The following is an 18390-nucleotide window of genomic DNA, read 5'->3' as shown; positions in this document are numbered from 1 at the left end:
TTTCACTCATCTTATCTCTATTCAACACATTAGACCTCTTCAATCCATTTATTCATACAAATAGTTCTTGTTTACACTTTTTGAATATGCGCGAATTCACAAAACCACTCTTACTCTCACTATTTATGTCGTTAATGATCGGTTTTGAGATGAACATCCTTGAATATAGCAAGTGTTATTGTATGATTTATTAACGCAAATAATCTACAATATAGGCGACTCTGATGTTTAACGATTTAAAAGGCAAACGCATACTAATTACTGGCTCTACTGCTGGTATGGGCTTAGCTACCGCACGTATTTTTGCAAAGTATGGTGCAAAGATTGGCATCAATAGTCGTGCTTTCAGCCCAAAAGTGGATGACGTTCTAACAGAACTCACTGCACTGGGTGGCGATGTTGCATTTTTTCCTGCAAACCTAATGAACACATTGGAGTGCGAAAGGTTAGTCAAAGAGTTCACTGATCATTTTGGTGGCATGGACGCGTTGATTAACAACGCCGGTGGCCTTGGTGGTCGCGCCAATCTAGAAAATATCGATGATGAGTTTTATGAGCGCGTAATGAACCTTAACGTTCGCTCTGCTCTGATGACAACTAAGTTCTCTATCCCGCACTTACGCGCCTCTGCTGCTGAGTCTGGGCAAACATCTTGTGTGATTAGCACGGGCTCTATTGCCGCTCGCGAAGGCGGTGGTGTAGGTGCTGGCATCTATGCCGCATCTAAAGCTTGGTTACACGACATTCACCGCAATTGGGTGAAAGAGTTCGCACAAGACAATATCCGTTTCAACATTGTTTCACCGGGCACTATCGATACCGCATTTCACGATGGTAAAAGCGACGATTTGAAAGCGACCATTGCTAACAACATTCCAATGGGACGCTTTGGCAATATTGATGAAGTTGCTCCTTCATTTGCTTTCTTTGCATCGCACGCCTGCAGCGGTTACATCACAGGTCAAATCCTAGATGTTAATGGCGGACAAATAACACCTTAGTTAGCTGGTTTATATAAGCTCACTCAGCGATTTAAGTTCGCCACATTATATAAGGTCAAAAGACCCGAGTAGATGAGGGAAAACCTCACACTAAATTCGACGTATACACTGACACTAAACGCCAGATTCGTTTGGCTTTTAGTGTTTTCAAAGTTTCAATTTCAGGTGGTTTAAATGTCAATATTTACATTGGTGGAAGATTCAAGCCGCCGAATTCATGTTCAAGTGGCGAGACAAATTGCTCGCAAGATCTTGTCAGGCGAGTTAGAAGAAAATCAAAAGTTACCCAGCGAAATGGAGCTGTGCGAAATCTTTGGAGTGAGCAGAACTGCCCTTCGAGAATCAACTAAGCTACTTTCGGCAAAAGGTTTAATCGAGTCGAAGCCAAAAGTGGGCACTCGTATCAAACCGAGAACACAGTGGCACTTCTTGGACCCGCAATTGCTGTACTGGATTCAAGACTTAGAAGACACCAAACCCTTCTTGTCTCAGTTCTTAGGCTTAAGAAAAGCGATTGACCCAGAAGCGTGTGCGCTAGCAGCAGCCAACGCAACGGTAGAGCAACGCAAAGAGCTTTCGATTCTGTTCCAAAAAATGACCATTGCGGCCAATAACTTCGATTATGAAGAGTGGACAACTAACGATCACCTGTTTCACCAAACGATTTTCTTATCGACAGGTAATCAGTTTTACATCCCATTCGCGAACATTCTGTCGACAATCTTCAAGCAGTTTATCGACCATTCAGCCGAAGGTGGTCGCTTCTGTTTAGAAGAGCATAAAGCGATATATGATGCGATTATGTCGGGTAACGCTCAGCAGGCTCGAATAGCCTCACAAGTGTTACTAGACGATGAAAACCAAAAGCTGTCTCGGGTTGAACTCGCCATCGCATAACCAAGATTTACCCACTGACTCGTGTATCTCAATACACGAGTCAGTCGCATTTTAGCGTCCAATTTTTTATCATCCATACCGTAGTGTTTCATCTTTAAACCTTGAAGTCGGGTCGTCTCAGAGAAAGCTTACGGTTATACACATAAGGTGTTGTTTGTGTCTTCGCAATCGTACGTAAGGAAAAACTTTTCTCTCGCCTGGCCCCTCGCCTTAAACGGTATCTTAATGCAGTCGATGTTGATGATCGACACACTGCTTGTCTCTCCTCTTGGTGAAATCCCTTTAGCTGCAATGGGGATTGCGACGACTATCGTTGCATTTGTACTGGGAATTCAAATGGCGCTGGCAAATGGCACTCAGTTAGTATTAAGCCGTGCAGTGGGCTCTGGCATCGCCGCGTCATTGTCTAAAGCATTTTGGGCAGGGTTATTTATCAACCTTGGCGTAGCAACACTGTTTTGGCTTCTACTTACTTTTTTCGAACAGCCCTTGATTCAAGCATTAACAGACGACGCTTCTCTTCATTCAGAAATCAGCCGCTATCTAGATATCTCGAAATACATCGTTATTTTCACAGCATTGACGCAAGTGATCATTGCTTTATTTAATGCGCTAGGCAGAACCAAAGTCCCATTTAAAGGTTACTTAATTGAACTGCCTATCAATGCTGTACTCTCATATGTGCTGATTCATGGTTTCTCTAATTTTGACGGCATTGGTGTACAAGGCGCTGCGCTAGGCAGCATTATCGCAATAACGATCCGCTTGCTGTATTTGGTTTTGTGCGTGTATTTAAGCTCAGCGATTTCACTCAAATTAGACGCTCAGCGATCTGAATTCTTTACAAACATTCGCCGTCACTTTATCGAAATATTCCCCGTAGCAGCGAACGTGACCATGCTTTTGATTGGCGCAACGATATATCAATTGTTGTATTCGCAACTTAACATCAACGCTTACGTAGCGATTACTTTGGTGATGCCTTGGATCAGGGCTGTCTCTCAATTTATTACCGCTTGGGCTCACTCTTCCGCGATTACTATCAGCCAAGCGATTGGCTCCAAAAAGATGGATGACCTAGTCAAAAACGTCGATACCAGTATCGATATTGCAGTCGTCATTTCTTTCGTTTGTGCACTCTTATTCGCAGGATTAAGTCTGGTCATTGGTGACATTTACCCGAGCTTGGATGAGTCTACCTATCAAGCATTGGCCGTTATCGCCCCACTCTACATATTCTTGCCAATTGTTCGTGGCTACAACACGGTTCATGGGAATGTACTAAGAGCACTAGGAAAAACGACCGCAGTCTTCAAAATCAACTTTACTGGTCAATGGGTAATTTCAATTCCACTGTGTGCATTGATCATCTTTGGTTTAGATGGCTCTATCTTTTGGGCCTTTGCTATCCAACCATTCGAAGAAGTCGTTAAAGCTTTCCCATTCCGTCACTTGGCTCGAAAGTCTCTAAAAGAGTTTGATGCCGACAAAGCTAAAGAGTTGATGTATGACTAAACTCGATATCGAGTTGCCGTCCTAAAATCTTTCTACGCTTTCTGATTACAACCTTGTCTTTTGACAAGGTTGTATTGTTTCAGCTGTACCGTTCATTGGTAAGCTTCATTGCACTCTCGCTGATACCCGGCTCATCTTAAATCTCATAGAAAACAAAAAGACCACTCAACATTTGGTTAAGTGCTCTTCAAAAACATTCCTTAAGGCCTGTATCTAGCTAGCCTACTGGTTATACTATGTACTATTTGCCGTTCAACTTAAGTGCCGAGAAAGTCACACTGTTGTAGTCGCCATTCTTTTTATCGACAGCGAAATCGCCAGTACCGCCACAACCTGGCCCCCATAAAGGGTGAGAATCGCTCACACTACATTGGCCGTATGCGCCCGCTTTGTAATAGAAATCATCTTCAGCATAACCCGTTGGTGAGTCAAGCTCATCAATACCCTTGCTCAGATCGATTTCATACTTAACCGTATCGTGACGTTCTGTTTCAAATGTTAGGTACATCATGGTGCCTTTCACTTCCACTTTGTAGCTAAACTCTTCACCAAGAGCAATGCCTGCTTCACCCGGTTCCGCTGGGTAGTCCCAAGTGTTACCCCAAACAGGGTAAGCGATATCGGCACGGTTAGGATCTTTTTTCTCTAGGTTACGCTCATAGTTCCAAAATACTGAACCCATTTCTTGGCCAGGAAACTTCTTATAGAAGATCTTTAGTGGTTCATTACCATGCCCGTAACCAGTTCCAGCTTTGATTAACTCATTATGTTTTTTAGCGTGAATCTGACCAACAACCACCGAGTGAGCTGGGTACTTTTCTGGGTACTTAGCGTTAATCGCTACGTGATTCACTTTTAGGGTCGCTTCTAGCGTGCCGCCAACGGCACTGTACTCGCTTGCTGATGGATGGCTAGACAATGCCCATTGGTTACCTTTGTCAGCAGTATCGATAGAGAAGTCAGCACCACGCGGCATCTGGCGTAACTCAGAACGGGCGTTTTTCGAGTTTTTCGTCGTAATCGCTTGGTTCTGAACTTCAAATACAAGGTTGCCGTCTTTATCAAGATGGAAGAAATCACTATGTGAGTAGCTCATCATAGCGACCCCTTCTATTTCATCAACGCGACCATCTTCATTAATATCTGAAGGTATGGTTATTTTCCAATTATGCATATCGAATTTATCGGCAGGTACGGGGTAAGAAACACCGTTATTTGCGAACGACACAATAGGTACTGCTGATAGCAAAGCTACAGCAAGCATATTTTTTTTGAACATCCAAATTATCCTTAATAACAAACGAGTATTTGTAGACCCATCAATATTAAATTAGGCAGTACTACCCTAATCTGTAATAACAGGTTTATTTTTTATTGAATAAGCTAACTTGTAGAAATGGGCTTCGCTTTCACCATTTTTAAATTGGTTATAAACGCCAGCCTTATAATAACTCACCATATCTTTCCAATAGCTAATGTCGTGATTAACTACAGTGCTGTCGTTATGGTTGATGATTAATCTTTGGTTACCTACGTAAATATCAAATTTGTCCGAGCCTTTTTCAGCTATCGGGCCAAGCGGTAACTTTATATAAGCTTTCTTACATTCCGCTGAGCCTTTATTGCCGCTCTTGGAGCTGCAGTTAACCGCATTATTTTTTATGATTGCCCAATACCAATCGGTCTTACCGCTTCTATTTGCATCATAGAAGTAGAAGTAGAAGTAGAAGTAGAAGTAGAAGATTTTAACGAGAGAACAAAGGTTTGGGTATGGCAGATAAAAACGAACCTCGCTGAGGTATCGCTGCCTAAAAAGACAGGCAATACCCTAGCGAGGTCGCACGTCGATTACTTCTCTAGTTTAGCGAAGTAGTCGAAGATTACTGGTACGTCGTTGTTACCCATGCCAGCATCAACAGCAGCTTGTAGGCTTGTTGCAGTACCTTGAGCGATTAGAGACTCAGTACCTAACTCTTCACAAAGAGCAAGGAAGTAACCAAGGTCTTTGTTTGCGTTAGCAACAGAGAAACCTAGCTTCTCTTCGCCGTCTACCGCGTAGAACTTACAGAATTGCATGAACGGAGAGTTAGATGGACCTGCAGACATGATGTCAAACAGTTGTTGGCCATCAACACCAGCGCGTTGAGCAACAGCGAAAGCTTGAGACATAGTCGCAACAGTTGTCATACCCATGAAGTTGTTTACAAGCTTAGTCACGTGACCTGAACCTAGAGCGCCTAGGTGGAATACGTTTTCGCCTTGCTCTTCAAGAACAGGTTTAACTTTGTTGAAAGTTTCCATGTCGCCAGCAGCCATGATGTTCAGAAGACCATCTTTAGCGTGTGCAGGAGTACGACCTAGAGGTGCGTCGATCATGCCCGCGCCTTTTTCAGCAAGAGCTGCGCCGATTTTCTTAGTAGAAGCAGGGATAGAAGTACCGAAGTCTACTAGTACTGCGCCTTCTTTGATGCCCGCTAGAACGCCGTCTTCGCCGTAAACGATTTTTTCAACAACAGCTGAAGTTGTAAGACAAAACTGAACGATGTCACTTGCAGCAGCTAGTTCTTTAGCAGAAGTGAATGCAGTCGCATTGCCGCGATCTGTAACGCGAGCAACAGCTTCAGCGCTTAGATCCATTACGTTTACGTGGTAGCCGCGCTTTTGTAGGTTTTCAACCATGTTGCCGCCCATAAGACCTAGGCCAATGAAACCGATTACAGGTTTAGTCATGTTCAAACTCCAAATATAGTATTGTATGATTATATGGTCATTATAATAACGACGTCTTTTCCGTTACGCAATAGTTTTAGGGTGATCCTTCGATGCTTAGACGCAAGTTGTGACAGGGATTCACTTTACGAGAGAATATGGTCACGCTTTGTACTTTGAGGAACGATATCCCACTCAAAAATTCGTCTATTGATGAAATAACATACGTTAAATGTCATACGATTAGTAAGAACAAGCTACGCCATTACCTATGTGTAGTTCACTACTCCCTTACTCAGCCAGTGATTAGACTGTTCACGCAGAAGTAAGTCATATCAGTATTTACGAAAAAGGGGTTGGCGCCCTATTCTTCTAACAAAGCGAGACATGCGGGTCTCGTATACGACTCCTGCACATTTCATTGAGCATAGTGGCTAAGTACATACCCAGTCTTTGTGTGTATCAGCTTCCAGGTTTAACCCTCGAGCGACTGACTTGGCATCGAGAAGCGATTGATCTCTTGGCCATTTAGTTTTCTTTCAACCTGATGGGGTTCCCGACGTTGCCAGCTAATACAACTTAACTGACTTATCCAATTTAACTGGCTAGCCAAACAAAAAACTCCGAGCTTTCACTCGGAGTTTTTAATATCTAGCTTCTGTTACTTCAGCGAATTACAGTTCGATTGAAACCGTTTCACCGTCAACATTGAGCAACAGCGTGTTGCCTTCAAGCTTGTGAGACACTTCAACTTGCTCGCCTTCGTTCTTATTAGGAACAAGAAGCGTCAGGATGTTGTGCTCTTTCGATGGCTTGAATTCCACTTCAACGTGACGGTGGATTTCAAGATCTTTGAACTCGTATGGGTCAACTTCGCCAAAACCTTCAACATTCTTAACTGAAGTGATGTTGTCAGCTGATTCGTTGATGAAGTTTACGTCTAGGTGTGCAACTTCGCCACGGATAGTGAAAGACTTGTCTGCCACTTCGTTTGCGAAAGTTGTGTGCATTAGCCAAGTCATGTCTTTCTCTTCAGAAAGCGTTGCCTTGTCTTGCATTACGAATACTTTACCTTGAACAAACCAGACCTTACGCTTGTAAGATTCAATTTCAGGAACGAAGTACTTGTAAGACGCTGTTGCATCACCCTCAACCATCTTGACATCAGATTCAGTGTCGAAATCAGAGATGTTGCCGCCCGCTTCGATACAGAAGCGATCTTGGTGGTTTTCGTAGCCCGTGTTCTTGTTCTCGCCGTACTGACCTTTACCGCCAAATAGTGGCAGGTTTTTCGAGAACGTGTGACGACGCCATTTAGTGTGCATATCAACACCGAAACCACCATAGTAGCCAGTGATTGACGCTAGTGTTTCACCGAATGCATGCAAGGTGAATGCGTTTTGGTCACCGTGAGAGTGGCTGATTGAGCCAAACGGAGAACATTTGAATACCATGTGAATATGGTTATCACGCTCAGTCATCTTGTTGTGGAATGCAGCCCAACCCGTGATTGGGAATACTTTCAACAGTGGATCATTCGATGGTGCTTTCTCTTCAGGTGCATCCCAAAGGAAGTTAAAGCGAAGGTCGTCGTAGCCGAAGTCCCACCAACCGAAGTTGTAGAATTTTGTGTGCGCTTCAGTATCACGGCCTTTCAGTTGGTTGTAGTACCAAACGTACTCAGGCTTCTGGTTAACACCTGCGTAGTGCTTAATGTTGTAAGCCAGTTTTAGACCTGGGAAATCACCGATTGAAGACTGGTCACAGAAGCTCGCGCGCTTAGAGTGAACTGGCATGCAGTAAAGCGGGAAATCACCTGTGTTTTCATAGAATGTTTTGTTAAACATGTCTACGCCACAGTATGCTTTCAATAGGTCGAATGCTTCGCCTAGGAATGCTGTTTGTGTGTTCCAGTAGTCTGGACCTTCAGCCCAACCGCCGTCTACACCGCCCCATGGTGGGTAGTGTACTGCGTAGTATTCTAGAGCGTAAGCGATGTACTCACCTGCTTTCGGGTGATCGTGGTAAAGCGCGATACACGTTGGGATGATAGCAGAAGAGATAGAACGAACACCGTGGCTGTTTAGCGGGTTGTTTAATAGATCAACCGTCACTTTCAGGTGGTGCATGATTTCGTCTAGACGCTCAATCAAAGCATCTTGAACCTGCTGACGTTCTTCATCTGTGAAGTAACCGTGTAACCAGTCGTAACCCCAAGCCATAGCTGCGATGACACGGAAAGCCGCTTCATCGTTATAACCACGAGAAGTCACACCTTCTGGATCGTACGTAGACAGTTTTAGAGTCCAAGCTTTTGCTTTTGCAATTAACGCTTCGTCTTCTTTTACAACACCAGCAATCGCTAGGTTACGTGTAGCATTCAGTGCCATTTGGCAATCAACGTACATTTGACGCCAGTAAGGACGCCATAGAGAAGCTTTACCTACCGTCTCAGCGGGGTACGCTTGAGGCTCTTCAAAAGGAGCAGTCTCAAGGAACTTAACTGTCGAGTTGTTGTAGAAGTCATCAAACATGCAGTGAGCTTCATCAGCTTTCACTTTCGCTTTGAATTCTTCTAACTGATCTGCTTGAACAAGAAGACGTGGACGCGCCTCGCTCAAGTTGTCTAGGAATGATAGGTCGAAGTCACGTTTCTGTACTTCGATAGGGAGTAGGTCTACAAGATTACCTGCTGAAGTATCATTCTCCAGCTTCATCTTCCTGATTGCATCAAGAGATTTTTGGTCGCTCATTCTAACTCACTTATTTTTCAAGTTGATTGAAAGGAATTAGCAACAATATACGTCTTATTGTAGGACAATTAAATATATTTCGATTCGATTGAACCATTTTGTACAGTTTTCGTGATTTAGGTCAGATATCTTCCACCTGACGGTTTTTCCGTTGCGCAGAGCAAAAAAAATGCGACGCCCTTTCGAGTCGTCGCATTCTATTATAATCGCTTTCTCTATATTAGCTTTCGGTTACTGCTTTCGCTTGCTTGCCGCCGTCATCGACCGCTTTAACCAATAGCACACCAACACCACCAACAATCACACCACAAAGGATGAAGACTAGACGTCCCCACATTGGGTTAGTAAGTAGAGCCATTAGCATGATACCGACACCCGCTACCGCAATCAGTTTACCAAGCATTTCACGTTGTTTGTTATCCAGTACTTTCTGTTCTGCTGACTCCGCAACTAATGGAGTAGACAGGTTACCGAAGAACTTATCAACGTCTGCTTGACGCTTCTCAGTTAATGGCTTGTAGAACAGAGTTGATAGGATGAAGAAACCACCTGTCAGCGTAATGTGAGCAATCAGACCGATAGCAACCTTAACATCAGACCATTCACGGCTTGTTAGCTCTTCTAGACCGAAGATTGAAGACACCATTTCAGCGTTAACAACGAAACCTACGTAGTAAGAAACAAAACTACCCACTACTAGCGTACCCCAACCAGCCCAGTCCGGAGTCTTCTTAATAAAGAAGCCAAGGAATGCAGGAATTGTCATTGGGAAGCCGATCAGTGCGCCTACATACATCATGGTATCGAACAGGCTCAAACCTTTAAGCGAGTTGATGAACTGTGCGATAAGGATGATAGCGATACCAAACACGGCAGAAGTAATCTTAGAAACCGTTACTAGTTCTTTTTCGCTAGCCGCACCCTTACGAACGATTGGTTCATAGAAGTTCTTAACAAAGATACCCGAGTTACGGTTTAGACCAGAATCCATTGAAGACATTGTCGCTGCAAACATCGCCGCAACTAAAAGGCCAACCATACCTGCTGGCATGTATTCTTGTACGAAGTATAGGTAGGCAAAGTCACCCGCTTTCTTACCTGCATCTGGGTAAGCTGCTGCTAGGTCGACACCTTGACCTGCAATGTACCAAGAAGGCATGAACCAGATAAATACACCACAAAGCATTAACACACACGCTAGTAGCGCTGCTTTCTTCGCGTTCTTTGAGTCTTTAGCCGCTAGGTAACGGTAAGAGTTAAGCATGTTGTTAGTAATAGAGAACTGCTTCACGAAGATGAAGAATGCCCAAATGCTGAAGATGCTGAAGATGCTTAAGTAGTTAATGTTGTTACCAGAAAGGAAAGAACCGCCTTCCGCTACAGGGAAGTTATTCACGATTTCACCAACACCGCCACCCTGAACAACAGCAACAACAGCACATGTCACGGTTACTGCCATGATGATAACCATCTGCATAAAGTCAGAGGCGATTACCGCCCATGAGCCACCCGTTACAGACATTGCCAATACAACCAAACCGGTAATCCAGATAGTGGCTGTCATGTCGAAACCGAAGATACCAGAAGCGATGATTGCTAGTGCGTTTAACCATACACCAGCAGAAACAACACTGTTTGGCATTGAAGACCAAGTGAATACTTGTTCGTTAGTCGCACCGAAACGCATACGAATTGCTTCGATTACCGTTACTACACGTAGTTGACGGAACTTTGGAGCAAAGTATGCGAAGTTCATGAAGTAACCAAATGCGTTAGCTATGAAGATAACCGCTACTGCAAAACCATCGTTATACGCTTTACCTGCCGCACCGGTGAATGTCCATGCACTAAACTGGGTCATAAAGGCGGTTGCACCAACCATCCACCACAACATGTTACCGCCCCCGCGGAAGTAGTCACTGGTGGTACTTGTAAATGTTCTAAACATCCAACCTATCGCAATCAAGAATAGGAAATAAATGCCGACAATAATCGTGTTGAGTTCCATCGTGTATCCTTTGTCCGTTGTATTTTGTTACGAGGACTATAGGAAATCTCAAACTTTATTTGTAGTACAATAACCCAAACAAGTGGTGGCGATCTTATTTTGATTGATTAAGTTAATTATATATATGACATAGGATGGAATATGGCCAATCCATCAAGGAAATTACTGATATTTTAGATAAAAATTTGACCAATCAAAAAATAAAACAAAATAATAATTTAAATCAAACACTTACACAAACAAGTAAGACTTTACGCACTAAATTAAAAATGCAACCAAATACATATAAATATAAAGCCCTCAAAAATAATCAAAGCCAAGCCAAAGGACAATCCAGCCCATTAATCACACAATAAACCAGTGTTTTTATCGAAATCGAGCGGGTAATATCATTAGAATTCAATTTAAATATCTAAATATTAAATCCACGAACCCTGTTTGTGTTATCCCAGATTTAGAATACTTAGAAGTAAAAAATCCCGGCTGTCGCATAACTATTTGTCTGATACGGACAGTCTAAAAATGTGTGTTTAGAACGATACTTGGGGATTGTTACCCAGACGTTAAAAATAAGGCGGGTTGTAACGAGGAAGAATAGCTTAACTGACGTAGCGAAAAGGCTGACCCAAAATAGTGCTACACATGGTGCAACACGCTTTCTAAAAACAAAAAAGGCATGCACTTGGCATACCTTTTTAAATCATTTATCTGAGCGTGTGCCTGTTCATCTCGATGTGAGATGGCTTAGGTGCGCTTTAAATCATTTCTATTACGCTGTAGCCAAACGGTGGTTGGCATCTTGCAAGTGAACGGCAGAAGCAATTCTAGCCTTGTCACAATCACCGGCCATGATAGCTTCATAGATTCTGCGGTGTTCATTAATACATGTGCTTCCCTCTTCAGAAGAATGCACGATGAAGTTAACAAACATCGTAGTCAGAATATTGCCGAACGGTAGATAGAAGTCGTTACCTGTCGCATTGAAGATCAAGCTATGGAAACGAGTATCAATGTCTGTCCAACGTTCTTGGTCAAACACTTCAGCTTCATCTACTTCTACCATCTTTTGGAAGATCTCTGAAAGCTCGATACGTTGTTCAGCCGTCGCAAATTTTGCCGCCAATGCACACGCTTCAGGTTCAATCGCACGGCGAAGGCCTAAGAACTGTGAACAGAATTGGTCTACGTCGGTTAGGCCGTCCATCCATTCAATCAGTTGAGGATCAAGGAAGTTCCAGTATGCGCGGTCTACTACACGAGTACCGATTTTCGGGCGGGACTCTAACAGACCTTTAGAAGTCAGTAGTTTAACGGCTTCACGAAGTGCCGTACGGCTGATACCAAACTGTTCACACAGCGCCATTTCACCAGGAATAATAGAACCTTGTGGCAGTTCACCAGACAAGATTCCACGAGCGATTTCACGCGCTACTTGCACGTGCAGGCTGCGCTTCGAGCCCGAGATTGAATTAAAAGTGCTAACCATAAGTTCACTTATTTTATATGTTATGTTTATGTATTATTTAAGGATCACTATAACAGGATTTCAACCTAGCGCCAATTGAGTAAAATAGCAACGAGTCGCTCTCTATTAATTTACTCAATGAATCAAACACTTAGAAAGCATCTAATTTCTCTTAGCTAGAAACACTGTGTTACACCACTAACAAAACCCTCGCCGAGCATGTAGGTCCGTCATTCTCGTTTTCTCTGATCGCTTCCAAAAACATCACTCAATTGGGCTAAAATAATGGAACCGAAAAACGGTTAGTTTATTCACTACACAAGTTAACCTAGTTCAAATGAATAGGTTCAAGTCGTCTACGTACTGCAGATTCAGACATAAGCTCTGTAGCTCCCAACGCTAATTCAATTCCATCAGAACCGCACTTCGTTGACCACAGTCCCTATCCCTTCAATCGTGACACTCACTTGGTCCTTGTCGGACAAAGCATAGGTTCTTCCCGGCGTTCCCATGAAAATAAGATCGCCCGGTTTGAGGGTAAAATAGTGGCTCAAGTAGCTGATGACTTTTGTAGGTTTGTGAATCATAAACGAAGTATTCTCTTGTTGAACAACCTTGCCATTTACACGCGTGGTTAATTGCACGTGTTATAATCGATACCACGAACAATCGTATTACCAATGGGGCCAAAGCCATCTGAAGCTTTCGCTCGTAACCATTGTAAATCCGTGCCTTGCCAGCTCCTCTCTGTAATATAGTTACCCACCGTGACACCAAAGATCGCTTGCTCGGCTTCTTCTTCACTAGCTTGACTGAGCTCTTTCCCAATCACAACCACCAGCTCGCCCTAAAAATGAACATTTCTTGCTTTTGGTGGCACTTGAATCACTTCACCTGTAAGAATCAAAGAAGAAGGAAGTTTAAGAAACATCGGCGGTGGTGCATCGGCAGATGATGCTAGGTGACTGGCGAAGTTCATCCCGACGGCGAAGACTTTCTCTGGTTTTGTCGGCAGTAACACCTCAACCGACTCTAACGAGATCGAATTTTTTGCTACCGAATATTCTCCAAAGATATCGCCGATGACCGGTAACACAGCGTCATTGTCTAGCTTTCCGTAACTGACTTTGTCTTGGTATTGATAACGGACGAAATGCTCACTGCTCACCTCAACATTGTTATTTTCTGCCGCCAATGCGACGCCAGACATCGTAACTATTGCCAATAACCACTTCATCCTTGAATCCCTTCAATTTTAAATGCTAAATTATACTTTAGCCCACTCTGTCGGATTCGAAGGAAAAGGGAAGCTCTGTAGCCCTCTCTCTTCCCTCCCCCTTATAAAAGCAGCACACATAAAAAAACCGAGCAACTCGCAGTGAGTTACTCGGTTTGACTTATTCCCGATGTTTCAGTCGTTGTTGGTATCAACGAACGATTTTTCAATCACGACTGAATTCAATGTGATGCTTCGTTCCCGCAAAGCACCACATCAATACATGCCATCGTTAAACGGCATATATGTTAATCATTTACAGTTGAGCAAATGATCCTTCCCACGAGTATGTCTCACCCGCGAACTCAACAGTGTGAGTTGCTTGCTGCGTGTCTTCAGCTTGGTTTGAAATACCGTAGTGGTAAGTGTTGCCAGATGTCGTTTGAATGCGCACAACAGTCCCGACACTGTCATGGCCAACAACAGACACTGATTTAACCAGACCACGAGCGCCTACAGAGGCTTCGATAGACTCGTTAAAGTAACCGTGTGTTTCCAATACAGAAGCAAACACATGGTTTTGACCAGACTGACGTAAGATGAACGCAGGCTCACTCTTAAGGTTGAAGTCTGGATCGTTAGCACCAGTGCGAGCAAAGATAACTTCGCTGCCCGCATTAGCGCTGGTTACTAGGCTGTAGTAGCTGCTGTCATGTAGCCAGCTGACTAGAGAACCTTCTTCGTTCACTTTGCCTGAAGCAACGTTCCATAAGTGTTGGTAACCGTTGTCTTCACCTAATGGCTTAAGCGTTTTTTCCATGTTGTAATCGAAGTCAGTACGGATGATTTGACCAGAGTGGTGAACGGGCAAGTCGTACTGGTGCTCAGCGTCAGCTTCGATGCGGTATACATCGATAACTAGTGGCTTCTCGAACTCAGGAAGTTCAGCAAGAATCACGCTGCGTTGCATGTCTACGCCAGTGTAGTACTCAGAAATGGTTCCGCTCATGCCTTGTAGAGACTGGTCGTCTGCTACGAAGAAGTGCTTCTGACCAAACTTTGACTCAGCTAATGCTGTGTTGAAATTGTTCTGCGTTTTCTGATCAACCGTTACTGTGTTGTGAGCAACCGTCTGCTTACAGTAAGACTTGTTCTCTGGAATGTAACGACCGCCAAATTTAGGCTCAACGTTTACCCAGCGACCGAAGCCGTAATCGTGCAGTACTTCGTGGCCACGGTTGAATACGCTTAGGTGCAATCCATCGTAGTGACCGTGGTCTAGAGCCGAGTGGTACTGGTGATCAGAACCGTGTTGACCAAACCAGATCAACGCCATCGTATCGTCGTCTTTCTCGTCACGGTGACGCAGGATGCTTACGCCGCCTTTTTCACCTTCAGGGCCGTCGGTTACAAACAGGCTGCCCCAGTTGAATGCTTTGATGTCGTCTGCTGAATCAACTGCGTCAGACAATGTTTTACCTGAAGCATGAACCCAAACGTTTTGTTGGTGGTTAGCCATACAAAGCAGAGTTTCAGTCTGCTCGTAACGGTGGTAACACACAGACGTTGCCATGATAACGCCTTCATCGTTGATAGAGATTGTCTTCGATGAATCGTTCAGAGCTGGCAATGTACCGTCCGGGAATGCCGTTTTGAATACAGAGTAAGACGTTGTCTTGATCACTGAATCGTTGAATTCATAGATACCAACTTCAGGCTGACGACGTTCAATCGCTTCTGCGAACAGGTAGATTGGACGTAAAGAGAAACGGTGGTAGTAAGGACCTTCCATGTAGTAGCCGTCAGGCGAGAACAGTTGGTCAAGTTGGGCTAAGAAACCGCCGCTTACTTTGTCTAGTTTCAGGCCATATAGTGCTTTGTCTACAGATTCTTGGTCGTTGATTGCGTAACCACAGATACCTACCGCTGCCACTGCCCATAAGCCGTGGTTGTGCACGATATCGAAGTCGTGTGCGTAAGTAACAACGAACATTTCGATCATTTGCTTCAGAAGATCGTCTTCGATCAGACGCTTTTGCTCTTCAGAGATAGTGTGGTAGATGCAGCTGTACGCACAAGAAGCGTAAAGCATCCACATGTTCTCGTTCAACGTTTGGTGGAACAGCTTACCCGGAGGGTTAGTGTCACGGCTTACGTTGCTTTCAAGTGTTGGGTATACCGTCGCGTACGCAGTTAGCATATCAACGATGTAATCACGGTACTTTGTTTCCTCAGTGATAAGGAACAAACGGCCCGCTAGATCCATGTGGATATAGTTTTGCTTATGACGGTTATGTTCGTAACCGCCGCCTTCACCGTGACCTGGAACTTCAATGCCAACTTCCGCCATGTAAGCGTCAGTTTGTTTAATATCACGAGTCAGTGCGTTACCTAAAAGGCTATCCTTGCCAAGTTCTTTACGAAGCTCTGCTGCTTCATCAAAGTTAAGTAAAAGTGGTTGATAGCTCATTATTATTTCCCCTGCTCTGCAGTGCTAAGTTCTTCTGAATTTGTTTCTTGTAGAGTTGTCTCTACTGAGTAGAAGCCTGTCCAGCTGTATACTTTGCCGTTCAGTTCTACCTTGTGTTCTGTGCTGTCAGTCGCGCCAAGTTGGTTGCTGATCATCACTGTCACGTTTGATTTCTCTGTGCTGATTTCGATGACTGAACCCACATTTGTATGCGCGACAACCTTGATGTTTTTCACAACGCCGCGAGCATTGACTGATTGCTCGAACTCTTCGTTGAAGTAACCGTGCGTTTCTAGAACAGAAGTGAACAGTGTTGTTTCACCCTTGCTACGTAGAATGAAAGCAGGCTCTGAGCGTAGGTTGAAGCTTGGGTCATTCGCGCCAGTGCGAGTAAAGATAACTTCAGCATTGTCGTTAGACGTTGCACCTAACCATGTGTAGTAGGTGTTGTTTTGTAGCCAGCTCACAAGTGCCGTGCCATCCACATCACCGCTTGCTACGTTCCATAGGTGTTGGTAACCGAAGTCACTACCCAGCGTGTTCAACTCTTTGTTCGCTTGGTATTCAAAGTTAGTACGAACAATCTGACCGGCATATTGGTGCGAGTAATCGTATTGGTGTTCGCCTTCGCCACCTTTCTCAGAATCTAAACGGTAAAGATCCAATAGTAGCGGAGATTCCAACTCTTCAAGATTTAGCATGAACACGCTGCGTTGCATGTCAAAACCTTGGTAGTGATCGTTAGCAAACGCACTCATGCCGTTAATTTGCTCGTCTTCTACTTTGAAGAAGTGTGGTAAGCCGTGTACGGCGTCTGCACGTTCAACATCAAAGTTGTTCTGGCATTTTTCATCAATCGTTACTGCGTTGTGAGCAATCGTTTGACGAGCGTAAGATTTGTTTTCATCTAGGTAGCGGCCGCCAAATTTTGGCTCCACGTTAACCCAACGACAGAAACCGTATTCACGTAGCACTTCTTGACCGCGGTTGAAGAAAGAAATACCCAGCGTATCGAAGTTGCCGTGACCCATGCCGTGTTGACCGTAGTTCATCACTAACTGAGAAACGTCGCCTTTCTTATCCTGCATACGAATAAAGCCTTGTGCGCCGTTGTGGCCTTCAGGACCTTCGTTCAATTCAACACTTGGCCAGAAAGGCATGCCGATTTCTTGCTCAGCAGACGCCGCTTCATAAGCTTTAGATAGCTCAAGACCACATGGGTGCATCCAAACTGCGTCTTGAATCTTCGCCATACCAAGAATGTTTTGGTCAACGCCGTTTTCAGATGAGTAATGTTTGCTGTAAACGCTCACTGCAACCTGAACACCCATGTCTGTAATGCCCATTGTGCGAGATGCATCGTTCAGAGCTGGGAATTCACCGTTCGGGTACGCTGTCGCCAGCATTGCTTGTACCGTGTTACCAATCACACCACCTTTGTAGTTGTAGATATCCACTTCAGGCATATGACGGTGAATCACTTCCGCGAATACACAAGTTGGGCGAATCGCGTAACGGTGGTAGTAAGGACCTTCCATGTAGTAGCCAGAAGGTGCAAACAGTTGAGAGATTTGCGCTAGGAAGCCGCCAGTGTCGTTACGGTCAATGCCGTAGACTGACATTTCAAGGTACTCACGCTTACCAAGAGCAAGACCACAGATACCTACAGCGGCTACAGCCCAAATACCATGATTGTGGATACGGTCAAAGTCATGTGCGTATTTCACTGTGAACATTTCTAGCATTGGTTCGAAGATACGAGACTCAATGTTGTCACGTTGCTCTTGTGTCAATGTTGAAGCAATACAAGAGTAAGCCAAGCTTGAGAACATTAACCAGCAGTGTTCGTTCAAGATTTGGTGGAACAAACGACCGGTAGGGTTCGTGTTTTTCTGTACGTGGAAATCAAACGTCAGGTATTTGTCTGCGTACTCTTCTAGTAATTCTGTAACAAAGTCAGCGTACTTTTGCTCTTTAGTGATCAAGAACATGCGACCAGCTAAATTCATGTACGTGTAGTTTTGCTTATGGCGGTTGTGTTCATAACCACCCGCTTCTCCATGACCAGGAACATCAATAGGTAAGCGCATGAACGCTTCTAGGTCTTTCGCGTTCGCTGCAATGGTTTTACCCATTAAGCTAGAACGGCCTACTTCAAGGTGAAGTTGCTCTATTTCAGCTTCAGTCAACAATACTGGTTTAGTCGTCATATTCTTTGTCACCCTCAATAAAGAGTTTATCTGCTTAAACTTTGATTAAATTTTCAAACTCCATATAAAGTAATACAATATGAGCTTTAATTATAGCTATTCAGTGCGAAATGATGAGTAGAATCACATAAATCACGGTAAGTCAT

General features: G+C 44.0%; 12 protein-coding genes and 1 pseudogene. 4 read left to right on the top strand and 9 right to left on the bottom strand.

The genetic code is table 11. The features are described 5' to 3' along the window. Window positions 1–224 precede the first annotated feature (224 nt). From A142_RS13270 to A142_RS13260, 3 genes are all read left to right on the top strand, one after another. The gene (locus tag A142_RS13270; protein ID WP_019820730.1) at window positions 225–1001 is read left to right on the top strand and encodes an SDR family NAD(P)-dependent oxidoreductase; all 777 of its coding nucleotides are present in this window, start codon (window positions 225–227) and stop codon (window positions 999–1001) included. Window positions 1002–1175: 174 nt separating this feature from the next. After that, window positions 1176–1898 (top strand): FadR/GntR family transcriptional regulator, encoded by a 723-nt coding sequence (locus A142_RS13265; protein ID WP_019820729.1) that lies wholly within the window; start codon window positions 1176–1178, stop codon window positions 1896–1898. A gap of 147 nt (window positions 1899–2045) precedes the next feature. Next, complete coding sequence (locus A142_RS13260) at window positions 2046–3413, top strand: MATE family efflux transporter (protein ID WP_019820728.1); 1368 nt, start codon at window positions 2046–2048, stop codon at window positions 3411–3413. Between the two features lie 241 nt (window positions 3414–3654). On the opposite strand, the gene A142_RS13255 is transcribed toward A142_RS13260, so the two are convergent. The 5 genes from A142_RS13255 to A142_RS13240 all read right to left on the bottom strand — a co-directional run bounded on the left by A142_RS13255 (window position 3655) and on the right by A142_RS13240 (window position 10883). Beyond that, entirely contained in the window at window positions 3655–4692 is a 1038-nt protein-coding gene (locus tag A142_RS13255; protein WP_019820727.1) for a polysaccharide lyase family 7 protein, read from the bottom strand. A 66-nt stretch (window positions 4693–4758) separates the two neighbouring features. Then, window positions 4759–5076, bottom strand: coding sequence for a polysaccharide lyase family 7 protein (locus A142_RS25720; RefSeq protein WP_431306025.1), 318 nt, complete (start codon window positions 5074–5076; stop codon window positions 4759–4761). A gap of 185 nt (window positions 5077–5261) precedes the next feature. Next, the gene (locus tag A142_RS13250) at window positions 5262–6143 is read right to left on the bottom strand and encodes an NAD(P)-dependent oxidoreductase (RefSeq protein ID WP_004733521.1); all 882 of its coding nucleotides are present in this window, start codon (window positions 6141–6143) and stop codon (window positions 5262–5264) included. A gap of 653 nt (window positions 6144–6796) precedes the next feature. Then, a complete protein-coding gene (locus A142_RS13245; RefSeq protein ID WP_019820726.1) occupies window positions 6797–8875 on the bottom strand; it encodes a DUF4962 domain-containing protein in 2079 nt (692 codons plus the stop codon). A gap of 220 nt (window positions 8876–9095) precedes the next feature. Beyond that, on the bottom strand, window positions 9096–10883 hold the full coding sequence (locus A142_RS13240; RefSeq protein ID WP_019820725.1) for a sodium:solute symporter family transporter: 1788 nt from the start codon (window positions 10881–10883) through the stop codon (window positions 9096–9098). A 134-nt stretch (window positions 10884–11017) separates the two neighbouring features. On the opposite strand from A142_RS13240, the gene A142_RS13235 reads away from it, so the two are divergent. Beyond that, window positions 11018–11239, top strand: a complete 222-nt coding sequence (locus tag A142_RS13235) for a hypothetical protein (RefSeq protein ID WP_019820724.1) — start codon at window positions 11018–11020, stop codon at window positions 11237–11239. 413 nt (window positions 11240–11652) lie between these two features. On the opposite strand, the gene A142_RS13230 is transcribed toward A142_RS13235, so the two are convergent. The 4 genes and pseudogenes from A142_RS13230 to A142_RS13215 form a co-directional block, all read right to left on the bottom strand. Then, window positions 11653–12369: a FadR/GntR family transcriptional regulator gene (locus tag A142_RS13230; protein WP_019820723.1), complete on the bottom strand. Its 717-nt coding sequence runs from the start codon at window positions 12367–12369 to the stop codon at window positions 11653–11655. 392 nt (window positions 12370–12761) lie between these two features. After that, a pseudogene (locus tag A142_RS13225) lies at window positions 12762–13558 on the bottom strand (fumarylacetoacetate hydrolase family protein). Window positions 13559–13880: 322 nt separating this feature from the next. Further along, window positions 13881–16034 carry a heparinase II/III domain-containing protein gene (locus tag A142_RS13220; protein ID WP_019820719.1) on the bottom strand — a complete coding sequence of 718 codons (2154 nt, stop codon included), beginning with the start codon at window positions 16032–16034 and terminating at the stop codon, window positions 13881–13883. A 2-nt stretch (window positions 16035–16036) separates the two neighbouring features. Further along, on the bottom strand, window positions 16037–18244 hold the full coding sequence (locus A142_RS13215; protein WP_029405321.1) for a heparinase II/III domain-containing protein: 2208 nt from the start codon (window positions 18242–18244) through the stop codon (window positions 16037–16039). Window positions 18245–18390 lie beyond the last annotated feature (146 nt).

The organism is Vibrio splendidus 12E03 (assembly GCF_000272105.2).
GTDB lineage: Bacteria > Pseudomonadota > Gammaproteobacteria > Enterobacterales > Vibrionaceae > Vibrio > Vibrio splendidus_I.
The sequence above is the reverse complement of the archived record's forward strand: the minus strand, read 5'-3'. Positions and strand labels throughout refer to the sequence as shown.

Bases quoted from the DNA above. Each gene is read 5' to 3' on its own strand.
- A142_RS13270 (WP_019820730.1), top strand. From the start codon at position 225: ATGTTTAACGATTTAAAAGGCAAACGCATACTAATTACTGGCTCTACT.
- A142_RS13265 (WP_019820729.1), top strand. From the start codon at position 1,176: ATGTCAATATTTACATTGGTGGAAGATTCAAGCCGCCGAATTCATGTT.
- A142_RS13255 (WP_019820727.1), bottom strand. From the start codon at position 4,692: ATGTTCAAAAAAAATATGCTTGCTGTAGCTTTGCTATCAGCAGTACCT.
- A142_RS13250 (WP_004733521.1), bottom strand. From the start codon at position 6,143: ATGACTAAACCTGTAATCGGTTTCATTGGCCTAGGTCTTATGGGCGGC.
- A142_RS13245 (WP_019820726.1), bottom strand. From the start codon at position 8,875: ATGAGCGACCAAAAATCTCTTGATGCAATCAGGAAGATGAAGCTGGAG.
- A142_RS13240 (WP_019820725.1), bottom strand. From the start codon at position 10,883: ATGGAACTCAACACGATTATTGTCGGCATTTATTTCCTATTCTTGATT.
- A142_RS13235 (WP_019820724.1), top strand. From the start codon at position 11,018: ATGGAATATGGCCAATCCATCAAGGAAATTACTGATATTTTAGATAAA.
- A142_RS13230 (WP_019820723.1), bottom strand. From the start codon at position 12,369: ATGGTTAGCACTTTTAATTCAATCTCGGGCTCGAAGCGCAGCCTGCAC.
- A142_RS13220 (WP_019820719.1), bottom strand. From the start codon at position 16,034: ATGAGCTATCAACCACTTTTACTTAACTTTGATGAAGCAGCAGAGCTT.
- A142_RS13215 (WP_029405321.1), bottom strand. From the start codon at position 18,244: ATGACGACTAAACCAGTATTGTTGACTGAAGCTGAAATAGAGCAACTT.